This is a genomic window from Streptomyces sp. NBC_00510 (assembly GCA_036013505.1).
In the GTDB taxonomy this organism is placed as follows: Bacteria; Actinomycetota; Actinomycetes; order Streptomycetales; family Streptomycetaceae; genus Actinacidiphila.
The window spans coordinates 8,247,729-8,270,495 of the sequence record CP107851.1; the positions used below are offsets into that span (position 1 = coordinate 8,247,729).

General features: G+C 73.2%; 22 protein-coding genes. 9 read left to right on the forward strand and 13 right to left on the reverse strand.

What is annotated here, in order from left to right; genetic code table 11:
* Positions 1-116 precede the first annotated feature (116 nt).
* Positions 117-1,673: an MFS transporter gene (locus OG937_37400; GenBank protein ID WUD76978.1), complete on the reverse strand. Its 1,557-nt coding sequence runs from the start codon at positions 1,671-1,673 to the stop codon at positions 117-119.
* Between the two features lie 325 nt (positions 1,674-1,998).
* On the opposite strand from OG937_37400, the gene OG937_37405 reads away from it, so the two are divergent.
* From OG937_37405 to OG937_37425, 5 genes are all read left to right on the forward strand, one after another.
* Complete coding sequence (locus OG937_37405; protein WUD76979.1) at positions 1,999-2,574, forward strand: universal stress protein; 576 nt, start codon at positions 1,999-2,001, stop codon at positions 2,572-2,574.
* A 70-nt stretch (positions 2,575-2,644) separates the two neighbouring features.
* Positions 2,645-4,348, forward strand: coding sequence for a diacylglycerol kinase family protein (locus tag OG937_37410; protein WUD76980.1), 1,704 nt, complete (start codon positions 2,645-2,647; stop codon positions 4,346-4,348).
* Positions 4,349-4,390: 42 nt separating this feature from the next.
* The gene (locus OG937_37415; GenBank protein WUD76981.1) at positions 4,391-5,344 is read left to right on the forward strand and encodes a YihY/virulence factor BrkB family protein; all 954 of its coding nucleotides are present in this window, start codon (positions 4,391-4,393) and stop codon (positions 5,342-5,344) included.
* A 28-nt stretch (positions 5,345-5,372) separates the two neighbouring features.
* On the forward strand, positions 5,373-6,155 hold the full coding sequence (locus OG937_37420; protein WUD76982.1) for a phosphatase PAP2 family protein: 783 nt from the start codon (positions 5,373-5,375) through the stop codon (positions 6,153-6,155).
* Between the two features lie 105 nt (positions 6,156-6,260).
* Positions 6,261-6,827 (forward strand): DUF4352 domain-containing protein, encoded by a 567-nt coding sequence (locus tag OG937_37425; protein WUD76983.1) that lies wholly within the window; start codon positions 6,261-6,263, stop codon positions 6,825-6,827.
* A 115-nt stretch (positions 6,828-6,942) separates the two neighbouring features.
* On the opposite strand, the gene OG937_37430 is transcribed toward OG937_37425, so the two are convergent.
* The 5 genes from OG937_37430 to OG937_37450 form a co-directional block, all read right to left on the reverse strand.
* A complete protein-coding gene (locus OG937_37430; protein WUD76984.1) occupies positions 6,943-8,142 on the reverse strand; it encodes a hypothetical protein in 1,200 nt (399 codons plus the stop codon).
* Positions 8,139-8,462 (reverse strand): PadR family transcriptional regulator, encoded by a 324-nt coding sequence (locus OG937_37435; GenBank protein ID WUD76985.1) that lies wholly within the window; start codon positions 8,460-8,462, stop codon positions 8,139-8,141. The genes OG937_37430 and OG937_37435 overlap by 4 nt, the downstream gene beginning before the upstream one ends.
* 75 nt (positions 8,463-8,537) lie before the next feature.
* A complete protein-coding gene (locus tag OG937_37440; protein ID WUD76986.1) occupies positions 8,538-9,386 on the reverse strand; it encodes an oxidoreductase in 849 nt (282 codons plus the stop codon).
* A 19-nt stretch (positions 9,387-9,405) separates the two neighbouring features.
* Positions 9,406-10,158, reverse strand: coding sequence for an SDR family oxidoreductase (locus OG937_37445; protein ID WUD76987.1), 753 nt, complete (start codon positions 10,156-10,158; stop codon positions 9,406-9,408).
* Between the two features lie 44 nt (positions 10,159-10,202).
* Positions 10,203-10,922, reverse strand: coding sequence for an SDR family oxidoreductase (locus OG937_37450; GenBank protein WUD76988.1), 720 nt, complete (start codon positions 10,920-10,922; stop codon positions 10,203-10,205).
* Between the two features lie 255 nt (positions 10,923-11,177).
* On the opposite strand from OG937_37450, the gene OG937_37455 reads away from it, so the two are divergent.
* Positions 11,178-12,575 (forward strand): D-alanyl-D-alanine carboxypeptidase, encoded by a 1,398-nt coding sequence (locus OG937_37455; protein WUD76989.1) that lies wholly within the window; start codon positions 11,178-11,180, stop codon positions 12,573-12,575.
* Positions 12,576-12,619: 44 nt separating this feature from the next.
* Here OG937_37455 and ligA read toward each other — a convergent pair whose 3' ends face one another.
* The 4 genes from ligA to OG937_37475 all read right to left on the reverse strand — a co-directional run bounded on the left by ligA (position 12,620) and on the right by OG937_37475 (position 17,071).
* Complete coding sequence (gene ligA, locus OG937_37460; protein ID WUD76990.1) at positions 12,620-14,653, reverse strand: NAD-dependent DNA ligase LigA; 2,034 nt, start codon at positions 14,651-14,653, stop codon at positions 12,620-12,622.
* A 66-nt stretch (positions 14,654-14,719) separates the two neighbouring features.
* Positions 14,720-15,145: a hypothetical protein gene (locus tag OG937_37465; protein ID WUD76991.1), complete on the reverse strand. Its 426-nt coding sequence runs from the start codon at positions 15,143-15,145 to the stop codon at positions 14,720-14,722.
* Between the two features lie 19 nt (positions 15,146-15,164).
* On the reverse strand, positions 15,165-16,169 hold the full coding sequence (locus OG937_37470) for a nitronate monooxygenase (GenBank protein ID WUD76992.1): 1,005 nt from the start codon (positions 16,167-16,169) through the stop codon (positions 15,165-15,167).
* Positions 16,170-16,231: 62 nt separating this feature from the next.
* Positions 16,232-17,071 carry an alpha/beta hydrolase gene (locus OG937_37475; GenBank protein ID WUD76993.1) on the reverse strand — a complete coding sequence of 280 codons (840 nt, stop codon included), beginning with the start codon at positions 17,069-17,071 and terminating at the stop codon, positions 16,232-16,234.
* A 275-nt stretch (positions 17,072-17,346) separates the two neighbouring features.
* Here OG937_37475 and OG937_37480 point away from each other — a divergent pair, with 275 nt between their 5' ends.
* Positions 17,347-18,234: a LysR family transcriptional regulator gene (locus OG937_37480; protein ID WUD76994.1), complete on the forward strand. Its 888-nt coding sequence runs from the start codon at positions 17,347-17,349 to the stop codon at positions 18,232-18,234.
* Between the two features lie 28 nt (positions 18,235-18,262).
* Here the strand turns inward: OG937_37480 and OG937_37485 are convergent, their stop codons facing one another.
* The gene (locus OG937_37485; GenBank protein WUD76995.1) at positions 18,263-19,519 is read right to left on the reverse strand and encodes an MFS transporter; all 1,257 of its coding nucleotides are present in this window, start codon (positions 19,517-19,519) and stop codon (positions 18,263-18,265) included.
* A gap of 330 nt (positions 19,520-19,849) precedes the next feature.
* On the reverse strand, positions 19,850-20,665 hold the full coding sequence (locus tag OG937_37490) for a class I SAM-dependent methyltransferase (protein ID WUD79010.1): 816 nt from the start codon (positions 20,663-20,665) through the stop codon (positions 19,850-19,852).
* A 164-nt stretch (positions 20,666-20,829) separates the two neighbouring features.
* Between OG937_37490 and OG937_37495 the strand changes: the two genes are divergently transcribed.
* The gene (locus OG937_37495) at positions 20,830-21,375 is read left to right on the forward strand and encodes an MOSC domain-containing protein (GenBank protein ID WUD76996.1); all 546 of its coding nucleotides are present in this window, start codon (positions 20,830-20,832) and stop codon (positions 21,373-21,375) included.
* Positions 21,376-21,424: 49 nt separating this feature from the next.
* Positions 21,425-22,126, forward strand: a complete 702-nt coding sequence (locus OG937_37500; GenBank protein ID WUD76997.1) for an alpha/beta hydrolase — start codon at positions 21,425-21,427, stop codon at positions 22,124-22,126.
* 21 nt (positions 22,127-22,147) lie between these two features.
* On the opposite strand, the gene OG937_37505 is transcribed toward OG937_37500, so the two are convergent.
* Positions 22,148-22,723 carry a TetR/AcrR family transcriptional regulator gene (locus OG937_37505; GenBank protein WUD76998.1) on the reverse strand — a complete coding sequence of 192 codons (576 nt, stop codon included), beginning with the start codon at positions 22,721-22,723 and terminating at the stop codon, positions 22,148-22,150.
* Positions 22,724-22,767 lie beyond the last annotated feature (44 nt).

Below are 22,767 nucleotides of genomic sequence, written 5' to 3' on the forward strand. Positions count from 1 at the left end.
CGTCCAGTCCGAGACAGGCCGGCGTGCATCCGAATCGTCTTCCGATCGAAGGCCCGGTCGCGTCGACCGCCCGGGGCCGCCCCGTACGGCCGGTCCCGGGCGATCGCGCCCTTCCGCTACAGCCCCGTGCCCGCGGCCGCCGCCTTGCCGCCGAGGTTCTCCAGGTCGCTCCTGCGGACCCGGATCAGCAGCAGTGCGACCAGCAGAGCGACGGCCGCCATGGCCGCGGAGGTCAGGAACGCCGAGGAGATGCCCTCGGTCAGCACCTCGTGCCCCCAGCGGCCGGGCAGCTGGCCGGTCCGGGCCAGCCGGCCCTTGTCCGCGGCGGTGGCCTGTGCCAGGAAGGACGGCAGCTGGTGTTCCGCCTCGTCGCGGCTCGCGGTTCCGAAGACGGTCACCATGATGGACAGCCCCAGCGAACCTCCGACCTGCTGTGAGGCGTTGAGCACGCCGGAGGCGGCTCCGGCCTCGTGCTGCGCGACGCCCGAGACGCTGGTGAGGGTGAGCGTCACGAAGTTGAGGCCGATGCCGGCGCCGAAGAGGAACAGCGGCCCCATCACGCCGCCCACGTACGTGGTGCCGGGACTGATGAACGTCAGCCAGCCCAGCCCGACGATCGACAGGGCCGAGCCGATCACCACGAACGGCTTGGGGCCGAGGACGGGCAGCAGCCGCTGGGTGATCCCGACCGCGACGACCAGCGCCGCGGTGAAGGTCAGCGACGCCAGACCGGAGCGGATCGGGCTGTAGCCGAGCACGATCTGGAAGAACTGCACGATGAAGAAGAACATCCCGTACATCGCGCCCGCCAGGCACAGGATGACGACGTACGAGCCGACGCGGTTGCGGTCCCCGAACATGCGCAGCGGGATGATGGGCTGCGCGGCACGGGACTCGACGAGCACGAACGCCGCGAGGAGCACCGCGGCCGCCACGAAGGCGGAGACGGTGAGCGGGTCGCTCCATCCGTCGCCGGAGGCCCGGATGAAGCCGTAGACGAGCGACGCCATCCCGAGGGTCGACGTCGCGGCGCCGGCGACGTCGAAGTGTCCGGGGTGCCGCCGGGACTCGTTGATGTAGACGGGGGCGAGCACCGCGACGAGGAGCCCGATCGGGACGTTCACGAACAGCACCCAGCGCCAGTCGAGCCACTCGGTGAGCATGCCGCCCGCCAGCAGCCCGACGGCCGCACCGGCGCCCGAGACGCCCGCGAACACGCCCATCGCCCGGTTGCGTTCGGGCCCCTCGGCGAAGTTCGTGGTGATGAGCGCGAGCGACGTGGGGGAGGCGATGGCGCCGCCGACGCCCTGCAGGGCGCGCGCCGCCAGGAGCTGCCAGGGCTCCTGCGCGAGGCCTCCCAGCAGGGACGCCACGGTGAAGAGCGCGATGCCCGTGGTGAACACGCGCCGGCGCCCGAGGATGTCGCCCGCCCGGCCGCCGAGCAGCAGCAGTCCGCCGAAGGTCAGCGTGTAGGCGCTCAGCACCCAGGAGAGGTCGGTCGTGGAGAAGCCGAGCGAGCGCTGGATGTTCGGCAGGGCGACGTTCACGATGGTGCTGTCGAGCACGATCATCAGCTGGCACGCGGCGATGATGAACAGCGCGAGCCCCGGGTGGCCGCTTCGACGGGCGGCACCGGGTGCGCCGGGCGTGGCCTGTTGCAGCCGGGTCGTCATCGGCCGGCTCCCGGCTGCGCGGTCATGCCGATCCTGACGTCCGCGGACCCGTGGTCCGCGTCAAGAGGGTCGGGCATCTCTTTCCTTCCGTCGAAGCGAAGTGGGACGCGCGTCTCCTCGGGAGCCCCGGGCCCGGGAGGAGTCGCGCGGACGAAAGGCACACGCCCTGGGGCCGTACCTCACCGGAATGACGAGGCACTTCAGCCGGGCGTGAGGTGACGGCTGTCACAGGTCGACGCGTGTGAGCGGCGCTACATCACACACCGCTCCGACACGTCGTCGTCTCCGTGGACAGGTGCGATCCGGCCAGGAGGACGGAGTTTCGATGGAAGCGCCGGCACAACAGCGGGTCGTGGTCGGCGTCAGCGGCTCCCTCAACAGCCTGGTCGCGCTGCAGCGCGCGGGCGCCGAGGCCCGCCTCACCGGGCGAAGGCTGCTCGCCGTACTGGTGTGGACCCGGGCCGAGGCGGGCGCGCCGCCCTGGAGTTCCGGGCCGGCGTCGACGTCGGCCCGGAACGCGGCGGCGCGGCTCCTGACCGCCACACTGAACGACGTCTTCGCCGCCACCGCCGACGATCTCCACATCGACGGTCTCGCGATCTCGGGCCGCCCGGGCGAGACCCTCGTCAAGATCGCCCAGCGGGACGGCGACCTGCTGGTCGTCGGCGCGGGACGGAGGCGGGGGCTGGGTCCGTGGCACTCCCCGGTCGCCCGCCACTGCCTCGCCCACGCCTCGTGCCCGGTCCTCACCGTGCCGCCGTCCCCGCTCCAGCTCGACCTGGAGGCGATGACGCGCAGGACGGGGCTCCGGAAGGCGGGGCGCGACGACGTGGCGCGGGAGATGCGCCGGGCGCTGATGGGTGATCAGTTCGGCCGCGGCCCGGCTTCCGAGGTGCCCTGAGGTGACCTGAGCCGGGCCGTCGACGTCGTCGGTCACGCGTCACCTGGGCCGGACGGGTAAGACGGCAGCCATGAGGATCGATAGCGGCGCAGTCCCGCCACGGCTGCGGTGGTTGCTGCTGCTGCCCGCGCAGTGGGGGCTGCTGGTGGCGCTCGGAGCGCTGGTGACCGGCCCCCTGGCGGACCGGTGGCCGCTGTCGGCGGAGGACGGCGTCGTCCGGTCCCTGTCCGCGCACCGCACCGGCGCGGGCGTCACCGTGGCGCAGGGGCTGTCACTGGTCGCGGGTACGCAGGGCGTGATCGCCGTGGCGCTGCTGTGCGTGGTGGCGCTGCTCGTACTGCCGCGTACCGCGCGGAGGGCCGAGGCGTACCTCCTGGCCGGCGCGGTGGCGGCCCAGTCGGCGGTCTTCGTCCTCGTCACCGTGTGCGTGGAACGGCCCCGCCCGGAGGTGCCGCACCTGGAGCTCGCGCCGCCGACTTCGAGTTTCCCCTCCGGGCACGCGGGGGCCGCACTCGCCCTGTACGGGGGTCTGGCCGTGCTCGTGGCGCGCGGGCAGCGCCGTCCGTGGCGGCTGCCGGCGGTCGTCCTGCTGCTGTGCGTCCCGGCCGCGGTGGCGGTGTCGCGGCTGTACGCGGGCATGCACCACCCCAGTGACGTCATCGGAGGTCTCCTCAACGGCGCCGGCACCCTGTTCGTGATGGCCCGCGCCCTGCCGCCGGCCGGCGGACGGCGGGGACGGACGCCCGGCCCCCGCTCCCGTGGCGGCGCCGGACGCCGGGCCGTCGTCGTCCGGCACCCTCATGCCTGTCCCGGCGAACTGGCCGACGAGGTGCGTGCCGTCCTGGACCGCCACGGCTACACCGACCAGCGGTGGACCCTCACCACGGCGGAGCACCCCAGCGGTGAACTCGCGGCACTGGCCGCGGTACCCGGCACCGCGCTGGTCGTCGTGTGCGGTGGTGACGGCACCGTGCGCGCCTGCGCCGGGCCCCTGCTGGGCACGGACACCGCCATGGCCATCGTGCCCTGCGGCACCGGCAACCTGCTCGCCCGCAACCTCCACCTGCCCATGGACCCTGCCGTGGCCCTGGAGCAGGCACTGACCGGGCGGACCACCCGCATCGACGTGGGGCGGGTGCACGGCGACGGGCTGCCCGCGACCTGCTTCACCGTCATGGCGGGCGCCGGCTTCGACGCCGCCATGGTCCGTGACGCCTCCGTCCGGCTCAAGGCGCGCCTGGGCTGGAGCGCCTACGTCCTGTCGGGGTTCGGTCATCTCACCGACCCGCGCATGCACCTGGCGATCCGTCTGGACGGCGGCCCGGAACTGCCGCGCAGGGCGCGGATGGTCCTCATCGGCAACGTCGGCGTCCTCCAGGGCGGCCTGCCGCTGCTGCCCCGGGCACGCCCCGACAGCGGATGCCTGGACCTCGTGCTCCTCAACCCCCGCGGCCTGACGGGATGGGCGGCCACCGCGGGGCACCTGGCGGTACGCATGCTGCCGCGCCGCCCGGGGCGGCGCGGCGGCGACAGCGCGACCGGCGCGCCCGTGGCCCGCGGGGCGCTGGAGTACTTCCAGGCCCGGCGGATCGACATCGGCTTCGCCACGCCCCAGGCACGGGAACTCGACGGGGACGTCGTCGCCGACGGCACCCGGCTCACCGTCGAGGTCCACCCGGGGGCGCTGGCCGTCCGCCTGCCCGCCCCCACCGCCGTACCCGCCACCGCGCGTGCCCCATGGCACGACGACCGCGCCGTCACCTCCGGCGGCTGAGACCCCCGCCGCCACCCCGCGGCCGTACCGGTCAGGAGAACGATGGGCACAGCCACCCGCGTCCCGCAACGACGCGACGTCCAAGGTGACGAACTGTCCGGCGACGAGGCCTGGGCCGCGCTGCGCCGGTACGGCGGCTGGAGCCTGCTGCGCGACTCCTTCGTGCGGTTCCGCTACGCCGACGGCTTCAGCCACTCCCGCGCGCTGGCCCTGCAGACGGTCCTGTCGATCGTCCCCTTCGCCATCGCCGTGATCGGCCTGTCGAGCGTCCTGCACACCGACGACATCGGCCGCGTAGCCGAACTGACCGTCCGCCGGATGGTCAGCGGACCCAGCCAGGAGGTGATCGACGACGCCCTGCGGCAGAGCCATCGGCAGGGCGACGGCGGCGGGCAGGCGGCCCTGTGGCTGGGGCTGCTGTTCTCCGTCGCCAACGTCACCACCGGCCTGTGCCAGGTCGAACGCGGCGCCAACCGCATCTACGGCGTGGAGCGCGACCGCCCGTTCCTCCACAAGTACAGCCGCGGGCTGGTGATGGCCGTGCTGGCGGGCATGCCGCTGGGCCTCAGCTTCGTCCTCACCGTCCTGGGAGGGCATCTGACGCGGGCCCTGGCGCAGGTCTACCACCTGGACGCCGCCACCACGCACGCCTGGGACGTCCTGCGCCGGCCGCTCGGGATACTCCTCGCGGTGCTCGCCACCAGCGCGATCTTCCGCCGTTCACCCCGCCGCGCCCAGCCCGGCTACACCTGGCTCGCCTTCGGGGCGACGGTGTACCTGGTGCTGTGGAGCGTGTCGACCTGGGCGCTGAGCCTGTACGTCGGGGCGAGCGGATCCTTCACGAGCATGTACGGGCCGCTCAGCGCCTTCGTCGCGCTCCTGCTGTGGTCCTATCTCACCTCGGTCGCGCTCTTCCTCGGCCTGGCGTTCGCCGCGCAATTGGAGGCGGTACGCGCCGGGGTCCGGCAGCCCGCCGCCGACGACCCGGGCGTGTGACACCCGACCGGCGAAGGAGGCCCCGCCCATGCGCATCCCGCACCACCCCTCGCACCTCTCGCATCCAGGACCCGACGCACGTCTGGGCGCCCGGCTGGCGGCCGCGGCGGCCGCCACAGCCGTCATGGCGGTGCCCTTCGCCCTCGCCGCACTGCTGGTGGAATCCGGATGGCCCCCGCTGCGCCGCCTGGACCAGGGCGCCGCCGACCACCTGCACCGCGCCGCCCTGCAGCATCCGGGCCTGGTGCGCGTGCTCCGCTTCCTCACCGACGTCGTCTGGGACCCGGCGACGCTGCGCGCGCTGGTGGCCGTACTGGTGGTGTGGCTGCTGACCCGCCGGGCCTGGCGCCTGGCGGCCTGGGCCGGGGTCACCGCGGTCGCCGGAGCCACGACGGGGCTGCTCGCCAAGAACACCGTCGAACGCGCCCGCCCCCATCTGCCGGACCCGGTCGCCCAGGCCCCAGGCTTCTCCTTCCCGTCCGGCCACGCCATGACGGCCACCACCTCCTGCGCCGTCCTGCTGCTCGCCCTGCTCCCCCTGGTGCCCAAGGCGTGGCGCCCGCTGCCGTGGGCCCTCGCCGGGATCACGGTGCTCGGCGTCGGCTGCACCCGGGTGGCCCTCGGCGTCCACTGGGTCAGCGACGTCCTGGGCGGCTGGCTGCTGGGCCTGGTCGTGGTCACCGCCACCACCCTCGTCTTCGAGACCTGGCGCGCCGAGACCGGACGCCCCCGCACCGCCCCCTCACAAGGCCTGGAGCCGGAACTCACGGAGGCCGCCTCCGAACCACCACGCGACGCCTGGCGGCCCTGAGGCCCGGGTGCCGCCGGCGCGCGTCACCGTTCGGTCACGAGCCCGAGCAATTCCCCCCGCAGCAGCGGATGATGCCTCTGGCAGCACGCCTGGAGGGGGACATCCATGCACAACCGCATCACCATGGCCGCAGCCCTATTACTCATGGCCGGCGTCACGACGGCCTGCGGGAGCGGCAGCGACGGACCCGCCCCCGCGCCCACGTCACGAGCCGCCACGGCCGGTCCCTCGCCGCTCAGGAGCGAGGGCGGCCGGTGGACGCTCGGCACCCGATGGACGTGGGTCGACGGACCGTACGTAGGCAACACCACCGTCGTCTCCTACACCCAGCCGGCGACCGTCGGCGGCACCAAGCCTGAGCACCCCGCGTACGAGTGGGCGGTCGCCGAGGTGAAGGTCTGCAACACGGTCGGCGACGTGTTCACCGTGTCGCGGTCCCCCTGGTCCGTGGCCTACGCGGACGGGGCACGGGTGAAGCCCATGGACAGGGACGCGCCCGGGTTCCCGCGGCCGCTGTTTCCGCGCACGGACACCCAGGTCAAGGGTGGAGCCTGCGTGCGGGGCAACATCGTGTTCGCGGTGCGGGAGGGGAAGCGGCCGGATCGGGTGGTGTACGCGCCGGACAGCAGTGGCGAGCCCGTGGTCGAGGAGTGGGCGGTGCCGGCGAAGTAGGCGTTGGTGAGGTGACGCGGGTCGGACGCGCTGTGCGGCGAAGGATTCCCAAGACCGGCAGACCGAGCAACCACGGCAACGGTGGTGCGCCGAACACCGCGCACCGTCGCCGCTGTCACCGCCGCCAGTTCGGCGGCGTGGCGCCGGTGCGGGGGTTGCTGACGGCGGCGCCGAGGGCTGCCCCGAAGACCGCGAGGGGGAGGGCCGCCAGCGGTACGTAGAGGAGCACCCAGCCGATGGCCTCGTGCAGGCCCAGGCCGATCGGGCCGGAGACCGGGTCGCCGTCGATGGGGTGCACCCCGGCCCGCTGGTAGCGGAACGCCTCCGTGACGTAGACGGTGAAGGCCGGGAGGCAGGTGGCCGCGACCGCCCACACCGCGGCCTGCAGTCCGGCCCGGAACGAGCGGTCGGCGGCCGCGACGAACAGCGAGGCCAGGAAGAGGGCCAGGACCGGGACGGCGAGCAGGTAGAGGCCGAGGCTGTCGCCGGAGACGATGTTGTTGAGGTGGGCGGAGAGGAGGAGTCCGCCGGCGACCGCCACCCCGACGCCGAGGCCGGTGCGCCGGGCACGGCGGCTGGTGGTCAGTGCCCGCGGCGGAACGAGCGCGAGCCACAGGCCCGCGGCCAGCAGCACCGCCAGGGTGACGGCGGCTGAGGGAGCCAGCACGACGGACGCGTCCGTGCCCAGGGAGTAGGCCCTGACGGCGACGCACGCGGCCACGCCCAGCAGGCCCGCGACCGCGGTGGGCAGACCGGGCGCCGGGCGGCGCAGTCGCCGGGCACGGGAGACGGCGACGGTGGCCAGGGCGCCGGCCAGGCCGACGAACGTCACCGCGAAGAGCCGCAGTTCGGGAAGTGCGCGACCGACCACCGGTCCGGTGCCGGCGACCAGCGCCGTGGCCAGCGCCGCCGCCGCGAGCACCGCCGCGCGGTGCCCGCGCGGCGGGAAAAGCGCGGTACGGGCACACCCGGTCGCGAACGACCAGCGCTCCCGGGGGTCCGGCACCTGCGCCAGCTCGGCGGTCATCGCCGCACCCCAGTCGCGGCGGGCGGCCGGCAGCGTCGCGACCGCCGCCGTCAGCAGCCGCGCGGGGGCGTCCATGGCGGCCAACCGGACACCGGACGTGCGCCACCAGGCGGCCCAGAGCAGCGCACCGGCCAATGCCGCGGGCGCCGCCAGGACGACCGAGGTCACGGCGTACGACAGGAGGTCCTCCTCCGGCGCCGGCGGGCTGCTGCGGCTCAGCAGCAGGACGTAGGCCCTGTCGACGGCGGCGCACACCAGCGCCGCGCCCAGCCAACCCGTGCGGTTCATGCGCCCTCCCACCCCAGACGCAGCCCGGACCGTTCCGTGACGGTGTCGCGTTCCTGCTCGGCGAGTTCGGCGGCCAGCGCCAGGCCGGCGCCCGTGAGGCGGTACAGGTGCCGCGGGGGCCGTCCGGCCGGTGCGTCGGACTCCCATGTGGTCTCCAGCTGCCCGCGGTCGGCCAGCCGTATCAGGATCGGGTACATCGACCCGGCCCGGATGTCGAGCATGCGGCACAGTTCGTAGCCGTACCGCCAGTCGGTCGGGGTTTCGGCCAGCGCCAGCACCACCGCGATGGTCTGCGCCGAGGGGCGTCGGGACCGCGTCATGCGGATAACTCTATATAGCTAGAGTTGACTGGGCAAGCGATCGTCGCGAAGCGGCGACGGAGCGCAACCTACGGCTCAGACCGCGGACTTGGTGTCGTCGTGGTCGGTGGACAGGGCCAGGGCCCGCCAGGTGTCCGCCTCCTTGCGGAGCTGGACGATCTTGCCGTCCATCGCGGCGGCGCAGTCGCTGCCCAATTGGGCCCGCATCGGGGGGTGGTCGGAGTCGGCGAGCTCGATCATGGCCCGGGCGCCCTTGATCGGGTCACCCGGCTGGCCGTGGTTGAGGCCGGGGACGGCGTCGCGCACCGCGCCCGCGGTGGCGGCGTAGTCGGCGATCACCTGACCCTCGGTGTGCAGGCTGGACGCGTCGAGGAAGTCGGTGCGGAAATAGCCCGGTTCGACGATGACGACGTGGATGCCCAGCGGGGCCAGTTCGTCGTGGAGGGCTTCGGAGAGCCCCTCCACCGCGAACTTGGTGGAGCAGTAGACGCCGAAGCCGGGCGCGCCTCGGAAACCGCCGATGGAACTGAGGTTGAGGATGCGGCCCGACCGCTGCCGGCGCATCACCGGGAGGACGGCGCGGGTAAGGTTGGCCAGACCGAAGACGTTCGTCTCGTACACCGACCGGAACGCCGCGTCGGAGGTCTCCTCGACCGCTCCCAGGACACCGCGGCCCGCGTTGTTGACCAGGACGTCGATCCTGCCGAAGGCGTACACGGCCGCGTCGACCGCCGCACGGGCCTGCGGCTCGTCGGTCACGTCCAGCGCGACCGCGAGCACCCGGTCGCCGTACGCGGAGAGCGCCTTCTCCACGTCCCGGGGGTCGCGTGCCGTCGCCACGACGCGGTCACCGCGTTCCAGCGCCTGACGTGCGACCTCCAGGCCGAATCCACGGGCCGCGCCGGTGATGAACCATGTGATCATGACAGCCAGCCTCCTGGAGTCAGTGCGCGATGAGGTTCTGGCCGCCGTCGATGTCGTACGTCCCGCCGGTGAGCGCGTCGTTGCACATGATGTGGGTGGCCAGGGCGGCGACGTCCGCCGGGCCGACGACCCGCCGGATGGGCAGCTTGGCGCGCAGTTCCTCGCGCCGGGCCTCGAGTTGGTCACCCAGGAGCGACGCCGACAGGGAGGTGTCCACGAAGCCGGCGGCGACGAGGTTCACGCGGATCGGCGCCAGCTCGAGCGCCAGGTTCGCGGTGAGGGCGGGAAGGGCTGCGGTGAGCGCGGAGGTCACGGCCAGGCCGACGCCGGGACGCCGGCCGCCGGTGCCGCCGATGAACAGCAGCGTGCCGCCGGGGCGGACCTTGTCGGCGCTGTAGAGCGCCACCGCTAAGGTCATGGCCAGACGTTCGCTGAAGTGGCGGCGTGCCTCCCCGAGGTCCATGTCGGCGAGCGGCATGTAGAAGGGGCTGCCGGCCGTGAGCAGCACGTGGTCGACCGTGCCGGGCAGGCCCTGGAAGAACTCCTTGAGACGGTCGGTGTCGGTGGCGTCGAAGGCCGCCGTGCTCAGGGGCCGGAGCTCGTCCGCGGCCTGCCGCAGCCGCTCGGGGTCGCGTCCGACCAGCACCACCTCGCCGCCACCGGCCCGTACGCGGCGCGCGGTCTCGAAGCCGATGCCCGCGCTGGCCCCGATCACCACGACGGTCTGGCCGGCGAGGTCAGGGGGGTCGTGGTGCGCCTTGCTGCCCGTCATGGGCACCTCCGGTTGCCGTAGCCGTCCGTCCCGTCGTGTGGGGGTCAGACCAGCGGCTCGCCGCCGCGCAGCTGCGGGTACAGCGTGCCGGGGCCGCCGGGCAGGGCCGCCTGGACCTGCCGGGTGACGTCGTCGGCGAGCACCTCGTCCGCTCCGGCCTCCACGCCGTCGAGGGTGGCGCGGGCCACCGCGGCGGGATCGGCCTTCGGACCGCTCACGGCCGCGGCCATCTCCGTCGCGAGGTAGCTGACGTGGAGCGCGGTGACCTGCGTGCCCTGCTCGGCGAGCGCCACCCGCAGGGCGTTGGTGATCGACCATTCGGCGGACTTGGCGGCGGCGTACCCGGCGGTGCGCGGGATGGAGACCCAGGACAGCACGGAGAGCACGTTGACGATCGCGCCGCCCCCGTTGCGCCCGAGGACCGGGGCGAACGCCCTGCTCATGGCGAGTGTGCCGAGGACGTGCGTCTCGAATTCCGTACGGAACGCGTCGAGGTCGGCGGTGAGGACGTTCGCGCGGGTCGTCGAGCCCGCGTTGTTGATCAGGAACGTCACGTCCCCGGCCTGCTCGGCCGCGGCACGGACCGACTCCTGGTCGGTGATGTCCACCGCGATCGGGACGGCGCCGGGGACGCCGACCTTCGCGGGGTCGCGGGCTCCCGCGTAGACCTTGGCCGCCCCGGCCTCGAAGAGCGCCCGCACGAACTGCTCACCGAGCCCGCGGTTGGCTCCGGTGACGAGGGCGACGGACCCTTGGACCTTCATGGAGGCACCTTCCCGGCGTGCGGTCTTGGGGCTGGGGCGCGCACTCACGGCCCGCCACGGCAGCCCGTGGCCGTCCGTCCTGCCTCCTCGACCTCTTCGAACGCACCTCTTCGAACGCACCTCTTCGAACGTATATCGCCCGGGTTGCCGTCACCACCGGAAGGGCGGGCACTCCTTTGGCGGCGCTCATGATGCCGTGGCCGCCACGGTCCGGAAACTGGGGTTCGGCAGCGGAGTGTCGTGGAGGAGGTCGGCGTGGCGGGCGAGTCTCCCGGCGGGGCGGATCAGCAGGAGTCGTCGGGGCAGACGGCGGACCCGGACGAGACGAACGGTGCGGCGGAGCCCTCCGTGCTCAGCGGCGAGCGCCGGACGCTGCTGGACGAGCTGACGAACCCTCCTCCGCCACCCCCTCCTCCGCCACCGGCGGCCGCGGAGGAGCGCACCCCCGTGAGCCCGGTGAGGCTCTGGCTTCCGGTGGTCGTGCTGCTGGCGCTGGTCTTCTGCGTGGTTCAGGCGCTGCGCCCGCTGCCGGCGCCCGCGCTGAAGCTGACCGCGGCGCCCTCGTACACGTTCGGCGGCGACGGACCGTCGCTGCCGTGGCCCGCCGAGGGCCAAGCGGTCCTGGAAGCCGAAGGGCTGGGCCGGATCGGCACGTTCGGCGTGCAGCGGCCGGTGCCGATCGCGAGCGTCGCGAAGGTGATGACGGCCTACGTCATCCTGCGCGACCACCCGATCGGGGACGGCGGCGAGGGCAAGACCGTCGAGGTCGACCGCAAGGCCGAGGACCAGTTCGGCAGCGGGCAGACGGAGGGGGAGTCCGTCGTCAAGGTCACCGCCGGGCAGAAGCTCAGCGAGTACGAGGCGCTGGAGGCCGTCATGCTGCCCTCGGCCAACAACATCGCCCGCCTGCTCGCCCGTTGGGACGCGGGGACGGAGGAGGCGTTCGTGAGGAAGATGAACGCCGCCGCCAGGGAACTCGGGATGGACGACACGACGTACACCGACCCGAGCGGCCTGGAGGCGACCACCGTCAGCACCGCGAGCGACCAGGTCAAGCTGGCGCACGCGGCGATGAAGGACGAGGTCTTCGCGGAACTCGCCGCCAAGACCCGGTACACGGACCTGAACGGTGACGTCCAGAGGAACGTCAACCAGCTCGTCGGCTCCGGCGGCGTCGTCGGCATCAAGACCGGCAGCAGCACCAAGGCGGGCGGCAACCTCCTCTTCGCGGCGGTCCGTGAGTTCGGCGGTACGCAGCAGCTCGTCATCGGAGCGATGCTGGGGCAGCACAAGGCCGACATCCTCGACACGGTGCTGGGCCGCAGCAACACCCTCCTCCAGGCCGCGCTGGGCGCCCTCGCCTCGGACACGGTGCTCAGGAAGGGTGAGGTCGTCGGCTACGTGGACGACGGCCTCGGCGGCCGCACCGAGGTCATGGCGGCCGAGGACGTCCGGGCGATCGGCTGGAGCGGACTGAAGGTCCGGCTCTCCCTGCACGCCCCCAAGAACGGCGTCCCGCACGCGGCGCCGGCCGGCGCCCCCATCGGCACCCTCACCGTCGGGGACGAGGACAGCGCCGTCGAAGTGCCCGTCGCCCTCGGCCGCCACCTGTCGTCGCCGTCGATCGGCTCGAAGCTCACCCGCCTCGGCTGACGCGGGCCGGCGATCCCCTCGTCCATGGCGGGCACCCCGGATCCCTAGGCGAGGTGGTCGGCGACCAGGTCGGCGAACTCCTGCTCGGTGAGCACTCTCGTGCCCAGTTCCTGCGCCTTGGCGAGCTTGGACCCCGCCCCCTGGCCCGCGACGAGGATGGTGGTCTTCTTCGACACGCTGCCGGAGGAGCTGCCGCCGGCGTTGCTGACGAGCTCGTTCATCTCGTTGCGGTTCCTGCCGGCGAGGGGCCCGTTCATGCCGCCCGTGATGACGACGACCTGACCGTCCAGGGGCTTCGCCTCGCCAGGTGTGGCGGCGGCGACCGGCGCCACGGGCTCGGTCATGGTGACGCCCGCGGCGACGAGCTTGTCGATGACGGGTCCCATGGCCGCGATGTGGGCCGCGATCTTGGGGGCGTTGGCCGCCGGAAGCTTGTGCACCGCGGCCAGGGCGTCGGCGTCGGCAGCGCGTATCGCGTCCATCGTGCCGAAGTGACGGGCGATCTCCCGCGACAGCGTACGGCCGGTGCGGACGATACCGAGCGCGCAGAACACCCGGTTGAGGGGCTTGGCCCTTGCCGCCTCGATCTGCGCCACCACGGTGTCGGCGCGCTTCTCGCTGCGGGTCGCCTCGACCAGTTGCCCGCGCGTGAGGCCGAACAGGTCGGCCACGTCGGCGACCGCGCCGCCGTCGACGAGGGCCTCCAGGTAGGTGACCCCGAGACCGTCGATGTCGAGCTGGTCGCGGCCCACGGCGTACCGCAGCGCGGCGAGCAGCCCGCATCCGCCGCCGGTGCCGCCCGCGCACTCCCACCGTTCGCCGGAGGTGTCGATCTCGCCGCCGCACGTCGGGCACGACTCGGGGAACACCACGGGTGTCTCGTCGCCCGTGCGCAGTTCCACCACGGGTGCCTCGATGCGGGGGATGATGTCGCCGGCCTTCCACACCATGACGGTGTCCCCGATCATCATGCCGCTGTCGCGGATGAACTTCGGGTTGTGCAGCGTCGCGTACCGGACGACGCTGCCGTCGACCTCGACCGGCTCCAGCACGGCCCGCGGCGCGATGATGCCGGTGCGTCCGACGTTCCACTCCACCGCGAGGAGCTTCGACTGCCGGACGGCGGCGGCGAGTTTGTACGCCGTCGCCCAGTGCGGGTGGCGGGTGGCGAACCCGGCCTTCTCCTGCTCGGCGACCGCGTCGGCCTTGATGACGACGCCGTCGATGCCGAACGGCAGCTCCGCGCGCAGCCCGGCGATCTCGTCGACGCGGCGCTGCACCTCCTCCACCGTGCCGCAGACACGCGGCCCGGCCGGCGTCGCGGCCGTGGTCTGCACCCCGGCGGCGGCGACCGCGTCCATCATCTCGGTGTGCGTGTCACCGGGCAGGCCGACCACGCCGTACGCGTAGAAGGTCGTCTCGATCACGTAGGGGCGGTCCTTGGCGCGCAGCGTCCCGGCCGTGCCGTTGCGCGGGTTGGAGAAGACCTTCGCCCCGTGGGCCGTGCGGATGGCGTTGGCCGCCGCGAACTGCTCCCGGGTGAGCAGGACTTCCCCGCGCACCTCGAAGGTGGACGGCGTGTTCAGCTCCAGGGGCAGGCCCACGATCGACCCGATCGCGTGGGAGACGTCCTCGCCGGAGGTGCCGTCGCCCCGGGTGACGAGTTGTGTCAGGCGCCCGTCCACGTACCGGGCGGCGATGGCCGCGCCGTCCAGCTTGGGCTCGGTGACGTAGCCGCCCTGAACCGGCGCCCCCAGACGGCGGGCCACGGACGCGTCCCACTTCACCAGTTCCTCGGGGCTGAACACATTGTCGAGGGACAACATGGGAACGGTGTGGGCGACATCGCCCGCCGGGGCGGCACCACCGCCCACCTTGCCCGTGGGGGAGTCCTCCCGGACGTCCTCGGGATGCTCCAGCTCGTAGTCGCGGATGCGGCCGGCCAGCAGGTCGTACGCGGCGTCGTCCAGCGGGCTCGTCCCGTCGGCGTAGTAGGCGGCGCACGCCTGCAGGGCCGTGTCGACGGCGGAGCGGTAGTCCTCACGGGACATCAGCGGGGCAGCGATCACTGTCGTCATGTGCCGCATCTTGGTGCACGGGTCTGACAGTGAGGCGGTGAAGCGGGCCCGGCCGGGCCGGGCCCGTCAGCGGCTGACGGCGGGCCACGTCTCCCCGTCCGGGCGGGTGACCGTGGGCCGGCCCGCCTCCACGAAGTCCCGGTACTCGTCCTCCACGATGCCTTGGTTGACCCAGCGCTCCCGCAGCGCTCCCGTCCGCTCCTCAGCGATCACCAGCGCGGCCAGCGGATCGTCGGCGGTGCCGACGAGGCGGCCGAACGCCTCCTCCTCTGCTTCCGGGTCGAGCGGCGGAAACTCGACCAGGTCCATGAAGGTCTCGTGCCCGACGTCCTCGAGGTCGTGGACGTGGACCTCGTACGCCGCTTTCGTCGGCCGGACCTCGACGACCCTGACGCCAGGGCGCTCGGGCGCACCGATCGGCCCGAGGAACTGTTCCACCGAACGGCCCCGTCCCAAGGCCCCGACAGCGAAGGACTCCGCCAAGTAGCGCACGCACGCATCGTACGGGTGCTCAGGCGGACTCCTTGCCGATGCCGCCGGACGCCTTGCACAGCAGTCGGGCGGCCCCGTCGGCGAGTTCGCGGACGACGTCGAGGGCCGACTCGATGCGGGAGACCGTGCCGACCGCCTCGCCCGCGTAGAGGGCCATCGCGTCCAGGTGCCCGGTCGTGGTCCGGAGCGGGCAGACCGGGCTGGACGCCGGGACGGGTACGGGCACGCCGCCCAGCACCGCCTCGCCGGCGATGTCGGTGTCCAGGGCGCGTGCGCGCTCGACGCACTCCGACAGGACGCGGTGCGGCGCGTCCGGCCATCCGGTCGAGAACTGCGTCGTCAGTACGGTGTCGCCGGCGCCCGCCCTGATCAGGGCCTCCTTGTACCGCGGGTGCGCGTCGGACTCGTGCGTGGCGACGAACCGCGTGCCGATACGGGCCGCGTGCGCCCCGGCGGCCAGCACCGCGGCGAGGGACCGCGCGGTGCCGATGCCGCCCGCCGCGACGACGGGGACGTCGACCGCGTCGAGGACCTCGTCGAGGAGCGGGAGCAGGGGCCTTACCCCGCGCACGTGACCGCCCGCCTCCCTGCCCTGGACGACGACGAAGTCGCACCCCGCGTCGGCCGCGGCCCGGGCCTCCTCGACCGAACCCACCTGCCAGGCGGCCAGCGCCCCGCCGCGCTTGGCACGGGTGACCAGGCGGGGTACGGGATCCGCGTAGAAGAACTCGACGACCGGCATCCGCTCCGCGGCGACGTCGACGCACGCCTCGTCCTCGAGCAGCGGCAGGATGAAGTTGACCCCCACCGGGCGGGAGGTGCGCCGCCGCACCGCGTCGAGCAGGTCGGTGAGCACGGGCGGTGGCACCATCGGGTAGCCCACCATGCCGAGCGCCCCCGCCGCGGACACCGCGTCGGCGAGGTCCAGCCCGCTCACCCAGCCCATGCCGGCCAGCTGGATCGGCACGTCGCAGCCGACGAGGTCGGTGAACGGGGTGCGCAGCGGGATGGGTACGGTCGCCATGTGCTGATGCAAGCGCCCGCCGTCGCGCTGTCGCCACTGCGACGCGTCACGCGGGCGGAGCGTCACCCCGACGGCCGATGCGCCGCCTCGACGGGGTGACGCCGGATGAAGTCGAGGACGGTCCACGCGACGAGGGAGGGGTCCTCCAGGGGCATCGCGTGGCTGACGCCCGGCAGCGTCACCTGCCGGGCCCGGGCGAGCCGCCCGGCCAGCGCGCGGTTCCGCGCCCGGTAGGGGCTGTTGAGGCGCTCCCCCTCGCCGCCCGCCACCAGGAGCACCGGCTGCGGCAGGTCTTCGAGGCCGGCGGCGTCGGCGTCCCACGCGGCGAACGCCGCTCGCTCGTGCTCGAAGAAGTACCTGCCGCTGAACACCGACTTCCTGAAGCCCTCCGTGCCGAGCGCGCGGGTCATGACGTCCAGGTAGCCGGGGGCGCACACGCTCCCGGGGAAGAAGCCGTAGGCCCGCGCCAGGTCGCCCTCCTCCGCGGCGGCGACGGCCCGGCGCATGGCGTCGCTCTCCGGCTCGTCGGGGGCGTACGGGAACGCCGGTTCCAGCAGCACCATCGACCAGACGAGCTCCGGGTGCGCGGCGGCCAGTTGCAGGGTGATGGTGCCGCCGGTCGAGTGGCCGACCACGTGCGCCGGCCCGATCCCCCGGGCGCGGAGCACCTCCGCGAGGTGCCGGGCATGGTCGGTGACGCCCAGCCGACCGCTCAGGTCCCGGCTCCGGCCGTACCCGGCGCGATGGGTGCGTACGACCCGCAAGCCGGGGAGCAGCCCGGCGAGCGGTGCGAACCAGTCGGCGCCGAAGGAGGCGTGGACGAGCAGTACCGCCTCGCCGTCCCCTTCGTCCCAGAAGGCGATGTCCGCGTCCGGTGTCACGATGTGTTGCTCCGCTCGCATGGGCATTCGCCTCGGAGTGGGTGCCGTCCGTGCTGCTATGTGGTGGTTTGTGCAACTTCACGTGAGGCGATGCTGTTCCCGGAGGGGCGATTCCCCGTAGCCGGTCACCCTGTGGATCGGCCGCTTCGCGGTGAGTGCCGTGCTCGCGGCGACCGGGACGGCCGTGACGTCGCCGTGCGCTCCGGTCACCGGATGCGATGCTGGACGGCGTGGGTCATCACCGGTGGAGATGACCGCCTGGTTCGGGCCACGGGAAAGGGACGGCGGCGGTTCGCATGGATCTGCGGCAGATGGAAGTGGTGGTCGCGGTCGCCGAGGAGGGCGGGTTCACGGCGGCGGCGCAGCGGCTGCACGTGGTGCAGTCCGCGGTGTCCGGCACGGTGCGGGCGCTGGAGAAGGAACTGGGCAGCGCCTTGTTCGACCGGACCACGCACCGCGTGTCGCTGACCCCGGCGGGGGAGGCGTTCGTGCCCGCCGCCCGTGCGGCGCTCCGCGCGGCCGAGGAGGCGCGAGCGGTGGTCGACGCCGTACGGGGTGAGGTGCGCGGACGCGTGACGGTCGCCATCATGCAGGGCGTCTGGGCCGGGCTGCACCGTGCCCTGGCGGGGCTGCGCGCGGAGCACCCCGGGGTGAGCGTACGTCTGCAGCAGGCACCGGTGGCCAACGTCCGGCAGGCGCTGAGCGAGGGCACGGTGGACCTCGGCGTGGTGGCGCTCGACCGGCAGCAGCAACGGGGGCTGGTGACCCGTCTGCTGTCGCGAGAGGAGATGCTGCTGGTGTCCTCGCCGACGCGCACCTTCGCCGAGGACGACCTGGTGCGCCTCGACGAGATCTCCGGCATGCCCTTCGTGGACTTCCTGCCCGGCTGGGCCATTCGCTACTCGGTGGACCGGGCCTTCCGGGCCGCCGCAGTGGAGCGGTCCACGGTGTTCGAGGTCAACGACATCGTGGCGGCGTCCGAGCTGGTCCGGCACGACCTCGGGGTGTGCATCATGCCGGCGTCGATCGCGGCCCGGTTCCCGGACCTCTCCGTACGCCGGTTCGTGCAGCACGCCCCCGCCTGGAAGGTCATGGTGGTCCGCCGCCGGGGAGACATGTCGCCCGCGGTCGAGGCGCTGCTGCGGCACATCACCCCCCGGACGGCGGCGGAGACGGCGGGATGAGCACGTCGGGGCCAGCCGGCCAGGGGCGTCACCGGATCACGGCCGCCGCGGTCGTGGCCGCGGTGTCCTTGCGGCCGGGGCGGCGCTCGGTCGCCCAGTAGGCGAGGGAGATCAGCGGCAGGGCGGCACCGAGGACGCTCACCGCCGTCCAGCCGCCGGCGTGGTAGGCGAGCGACCCGAGCTGGGAGCCGAGTGCGCCACCCGCGAAGAAGACGGCCATGAAGGCGCTGTTGAGCCGTGACCGGGCGCCGGCGTCGAGTTGGTAGATCGTGTGCTGGCCGAGGACGAGGGTGGTCTGCACGGCCATGTCGATCAGGATCCCGGCAAGGGCGATCAGGACGATCCGGTGCTGCCCGAATCCCGCCAGGGCGAAGGCCGGCGCAGCCACGGCAAGGGCGATCCCCGTCACGGGACGCACGAGCTCGCGGTCCGCCCAGCGGCCGGCCAGCGGTGCCACCGCGGCACCGGCGACGCCCACGAGCGCGAACACCCCGACGCCGATCGGCGAGTAGTGGAACCGCGGCCCGGTGAGGAGGAAGGAGACGGTGGTCCAGAAGGCGCTGAACGCGGCGTACATCGCCGCCTGGTACAGCCCCCGGCGCAGCAGCGCGGGGTGGGTGCGCACCAGCCGGGACGTGGAGCGCAGCACCTGGCGGTAGGCGAGCGACGTGGTGGGGGCCTGCTGCGGCAGTGCCGCCCGCAGGGCCAGGGCGAGGAGGGCCATCAGGACCGCGGAACCCAGGTACACGTAGCGCCAGCCCGCGAGGTCGGAGACCAGGCTGCTGACCGTGCGGGAGAGCAGGATGCCGACGAGCAGGCCGCTCATGACGCGGCCGACGATGCGGCCGCGGGAATGGTCGGGCGCGAGGCTCGCGGCGAACGGGACGAGGATCTGGGCGACCACCGACGAGGCACCGCTGACCAGCGACGCGGCGAACAGCATCGCGAAGCTCGTCGCGAAACCGGCCACCGCGAGGGCGACGGTGGCGACGATGAGCAGGGCGATGACCAGCCGGCGTTTCTCCAGCCGGTCGCCGAGCGGCACGAGGAAGAGCATGCCGGCCACGAAGCCGATCTGCGTCACGGTGATCAGCGCGCCGGCCGTGGCCGTGTCGACGTGGAAGACCCGGCTGAGCGAGGACAGCAGCGGCTGGGCGTAGTACAGGTTGGCGATGGACATGCCCGACGCCACGGCGAGCAGCCCCACCAGCCATCCCGGCACGCTGTGGGCGGACGCGGCGGGCGTGGGCCCCTGCGGGGACTGGGGAGCGGGGGAAGCGGTCACGGAACCCCTTCGTAACGGGAACCGCCGAGGCGGTCCCGGTGGGCTGGACGGTGGCCGAGCGGCTTTTGGCTGCTCGGCTGCATGCTCCAGCGTCGGCACGGTTCGGATGCTTCCTCGATGCGCGAGATGAATCACGATGCCGGTCATCTCCAATGGAGATGAAGGCGAGCGCACGCCGACCCGGTGGACCACGGAACGGGTGCTAGTGCCACAACTGCCGGGAGCCGCCTGATTCCACTGCCCCATGCGCGGTGAGGGCGAGCCGCCCTCCGTCGCCCACCTCGGTGACGTCGTGACGGTCCGTCGGTCGTCAGGGAACCTGAAGGCGCTCTACCGGCGGACCGCCGAGATCAGTCCGCCGGGCCGCTCCTCGCGCTGCGGCGGGGTGCTGATCGGGCGGCCGTAGGCGGCAGCACGCTCGCGCAGGGTGTGGCTGCCGGCCTCCCAGCCGTGCCCGGCCAGCCAGTCCACCGGGTCGTCGGGCATCTCCGAGACCCACATGGACGCCGCCGATCCCGGCGCGGCGTCCGCGCCGAAGCGCTCGATCACGCCGCGCGAGCCCAACGTCAGCCCCATCCGACTGCCTGCCGCCGACTGCGCGCTGATCCGGGCCAGCAGCAGCTCCACCGCGTCCTCGGGCAGATAGATCAGCAGTCCTTCGGCGATCCACACGGTCGGCACGGCCGGGTCGTGCCCTGCGGCGGTGAGCGCGCCTGGCCAGTCCTCACGCAGATCCACCGCGACGGTGATCCGCTCGCAGCGTGCGACGGCCCGCTCCCGGCGCAGCACCGAAGCCTTGAAGTCCAGTGGCGCGGCGGTGTCGACCTCGAACAGCCGGGTGCCCTCGGGCCAGTCCATCCGGAAGGCCCGGCTGTCCATGCCGGCACCGAGCAGCACGACCTGCCGGACCCCGGACGCGGAGGCCTGCTGCAACAGGTCGTCGAGGAACTTCGTCCTGATGACGATGGAGAACGACACGGCCAGCCGGCGGCGTCGCGCGGCCTCGTCACCGGGCAGCGGCGGCGAGGAGGGCCACAGGCCGCCGGCGGTGGCGAAGGCCTGCGCCAGTGGGTCGCGGAACAGCGCGTTCTCCCGCTCGCTCTCCAGCGCACGCACCCTGGCCACCCCCACCGCCGTGGCCCACACTCCCGACGGCTGGACCCGCTCCTGCTCATCAGTCACCGCGCCAGCCTAATCACCTTGGCCCAGGGCCAGCGGTGGGGGTTGATCGCCTACGGGCAGCCCACCTCGTGAAAGCTCGAGGCTAGGATCGGCCTGCCACGCGGAGCGAAGACAGGTGGGGATGGGACATGGCCGGCCGGGTCACGGCGGTGAGCCGCCACGCGACGTACGCCTTCAGCAAGCCCAATCGTGAGTCCGTCACGCTGCTCGCCGGGCTCGGCGTCGAAGGGGACGTCCACGCCGGCGAGACGATCCGCCACCAGTTCCGGATGACCTACGAGCCCGACCTGCCGAACCTGCGCCAGGTCCACCTGATGCACGAGGAACTCTTCGACGAGCTCGCGCTTAAGGGCTTCGACGTCTCGGCCGGCCGGCTCGGCGAGAACATCACCACCCGCGGCGTGGATCTGCTGGGCCTGCCCACCGGCACCCTGCTGCACCTCGGCGACGAGGCCGTGGTGGAGGTGACGGGGCTGCGCAACCCCTGCTCGAAGATCAACGACTTCCGCAAGGGCCTGCTCGGCGAGATGTTCGCCCTGGACCCGGTGTCGGGGGAGTTCACCTTCAAGTCCGGCGTCATGGGCGTGGTCCGCCGCGGCGGGATCGTCCGCCCCCAGGACCCCGTCGAGGTCGAACTCCCGTCCACCCCGCACCGCCCCCTGGAGCGCGTCTAGCCAGCGCAGGCATCGCGTCGATCACTTGCGACCTCGGGAGGCGCCCCAAGTGCCCAGTGCGGTTCTGGTCCACGGTCTGTACCACCAGCCCCGCCACTTCATCCGGGTCGCCGAGGGCCTGCGGGCGGTGGGTGTGGACGTGGTTGTCCCCGCCCTCCACAGGGGGTCCCTGGCTGCCGACACGGCGGCCGTGCAGGCCGCCGTGGACAGTCTGGCGGAGCCCCCCTTGGTCCTGGGCCACTCCTACGGAGGCTCGGTGATCACCGGCCTGCGCGGAGCCGCGCGCCTGGTGTACCTGGCGGCCTTCGTGCCGGACGTGGGGGAGAGCGCCGCGGGCTTGGGCGGTGCCTCCCGCGCATTGCAGGCTGCCATCGAGCCGCAGGCCGATGGTTGCACGCGCCTTGACCCGAGCCGGGCCGTGGACGCCCTGTACGCGGACTGCCCCGAGCACCTGGCCGCTTGGGCCGTGGCGCTGCTGCGAGCCCAGGCGGCCGGCTGCGGGCGGGGAGTACCGGAGCGCCACAGCTGGAAGCACACCCCGTCCACCTACGTCGTCTGCGCGAAGGACCGCGCTGTCGACCCCGGACTCCAACGCGCCATGGCCGCACGCTGCGACTCCGTCCGCGAGTGGCAGACGGGGCATTCCCCCTTCGTGGGTCGGCCGGAGCTGGTCGTCGAACTCCTCCTGGAACTGATGGGCACCTTCGACGCACCGGCCCCGCCGGCCCAGGGGAACGCGGCCACTGGTTGACGGTGGCGATGCACGGTGGAGCTACGGACGAGGGGCCGAGCCGGCCAGGCGGATCAGGCTCGTGCGCATCCTGTGGGCGCCGAGTTCCGGGAGGAGGGCGCCGACGTGGTCCGCGGACAGGGCGGCGAGGAGGGTGTGGGCGGTGGTGGGAGGGTCGGGGGTGGTGGCGAGCAGGGTCGTCAGGTGGTCGTGCCAGAAGCGGTAGGCGGCGGTGCGGTGGCGCGCGCCGGGGTGCGCGGTCTGGGAGGCGCGGAGGAGGTCCAGGTGCCCGGCGACGTGGTCGAAGTAGGCGGTGACGAACGCCGCGAGGCGGTCCTCGGCCGGGGCTCCGGGGCCGAGTGGGGGCGGTCCGTCGAGGACGGCTTCCCGCAGTTCGCGTTCGCGGGCGGCCAGGAGCGCGGAGGCCAGTCCGGACCTGTCGCCGAAGCGGCGGTACACGGTGCCCTTGCCGACGCCCGCCGCGACGGCGACCCGGTCCATGGAGACGCCGTCCGCGCCGTGTTCGGCGAAGAGACGGGCGGCTGCCTTGAGTATCGCGGCGCGGTTGCGCGCGGCGTCCACCCGCTCCCTGAGCGGCGGTTCGTGGTAGTGCCTCACGTACGGACTCCTGGCCGAAGCATGTTGTGACGTCGGGCCCGATG

Excerpts from the sequence above, each read along its gene's own strand:
- OG937_37400 (WUD76978.1), bottom strand. The coding sequence starts at position 1,673 with ATGACGACCCGGCTGCAACAGGCCACGCCCGGCGCACCCGGTGCCGCC.
- OG937_37405 (WUD76979.1), top strand. The coding sequence starts at position 1,999 with ATGGAAGCGCCGGCACAACAGCGGGTCGTGGTCGGCGTCAGCGGCTCC.
- OG937_37410 (WUD76980.1), top strand. The coding sequence starts at position 2,645 with ATGAGGATCGATAGCGGCGCAGTCCCGCCACGGCTGCGGTGGTTGCTG.
- OG937_37415 (WUD76981.1), top strand. The coding sequence starts at position 4,391 with ATGGGCACAGCCACCCGCGTCCCGCAACGACGCGACGTCCAAGGTGAC.
- OG937_37420 (WUD76982.1), top strand. The coding sequence starts at position 5,373 with ATGCGCATCCCGCACCACCCCTCGCACCTCTCGCATCCAGGACCCGAC.
- OG937_37425 (WUD76983.1), top strand. The coding sequence starts at position 6,261 with ATGCACAACCGCATCACCATGGCCGCAGCCCTATTACTCATGGCCGGC.
- OG937_37430 (WUD76984.1), bottom strand. The coding sequence starts at position 8,142 with ATGAACCGCACGGGTTGGCTGGGCGCGGCGCTGGTGTGCGCCGCCGTC.
- OG937_37435 (WUD76985.1), bottom strand. The coding sequence starts at position 8,462 with ATGACGCGGTCCCGACGCCCCTCGGCGCAGACCATCGCGGTGGTGCTG.
- OG937_37440 (WUD76986.1), bottom strand. The coding sequence starts at position 9,386 with ATGATCACATGGTTCATCACCGGCGCGGCCCGTGGATTCGGCCTGGAG.
- OG937_37445 (WUD76987.1), bottom strand. The coding sequence starts at position 10,158 with ATGACGGGCAGCAAGGCGCACCACGACCCCCCTGACCTCGCCGGCCAG.
- OG937_37450 (WUD76988.1), bottom strand. The coding sequence starts at position 10,922 with ATGAAGGTCCAAGGGTCCGTCGCCCTCGTCACCGGAGCCAACCGCGGG.
- ligA (WUD76990.1), bottom strand. The coding sequence starts at position 14,653 with ATGACGACAGTGATCGCTGCCCCGCTGATGTCCCGTGAGGACTACCGC.
- OG937_37470 (WUD76992.1), bottom strand. The coding sequence starts at position 16,169 with ATGGCGACCGTACCCATCCCGCTGCGCACCCCGTTCACCGACCTCGTC.
- OG937_37475 (WUD76993.1), bottom strand. The coding sequence starts at position 17,071 with ATGCGAGCGGAGCAACACATCGTGACACCGGACGCGGACATCGCCTTC.
- OG937_37480 (WUD76994.1), top strand. The coding sequence starts at position 17,347 with ATGGATCTGCGGCAGATGGAAGTGGTGGTCGCGGTCGCCGAGGAGGGC.
- OG937_37495 (WUD76996.1), top strand. The coding sequence starts at position 20,830 with ATGGCCGGCCGGGTCACGGCGGTGAGCCGCCACGCGACGTACGCCTTC.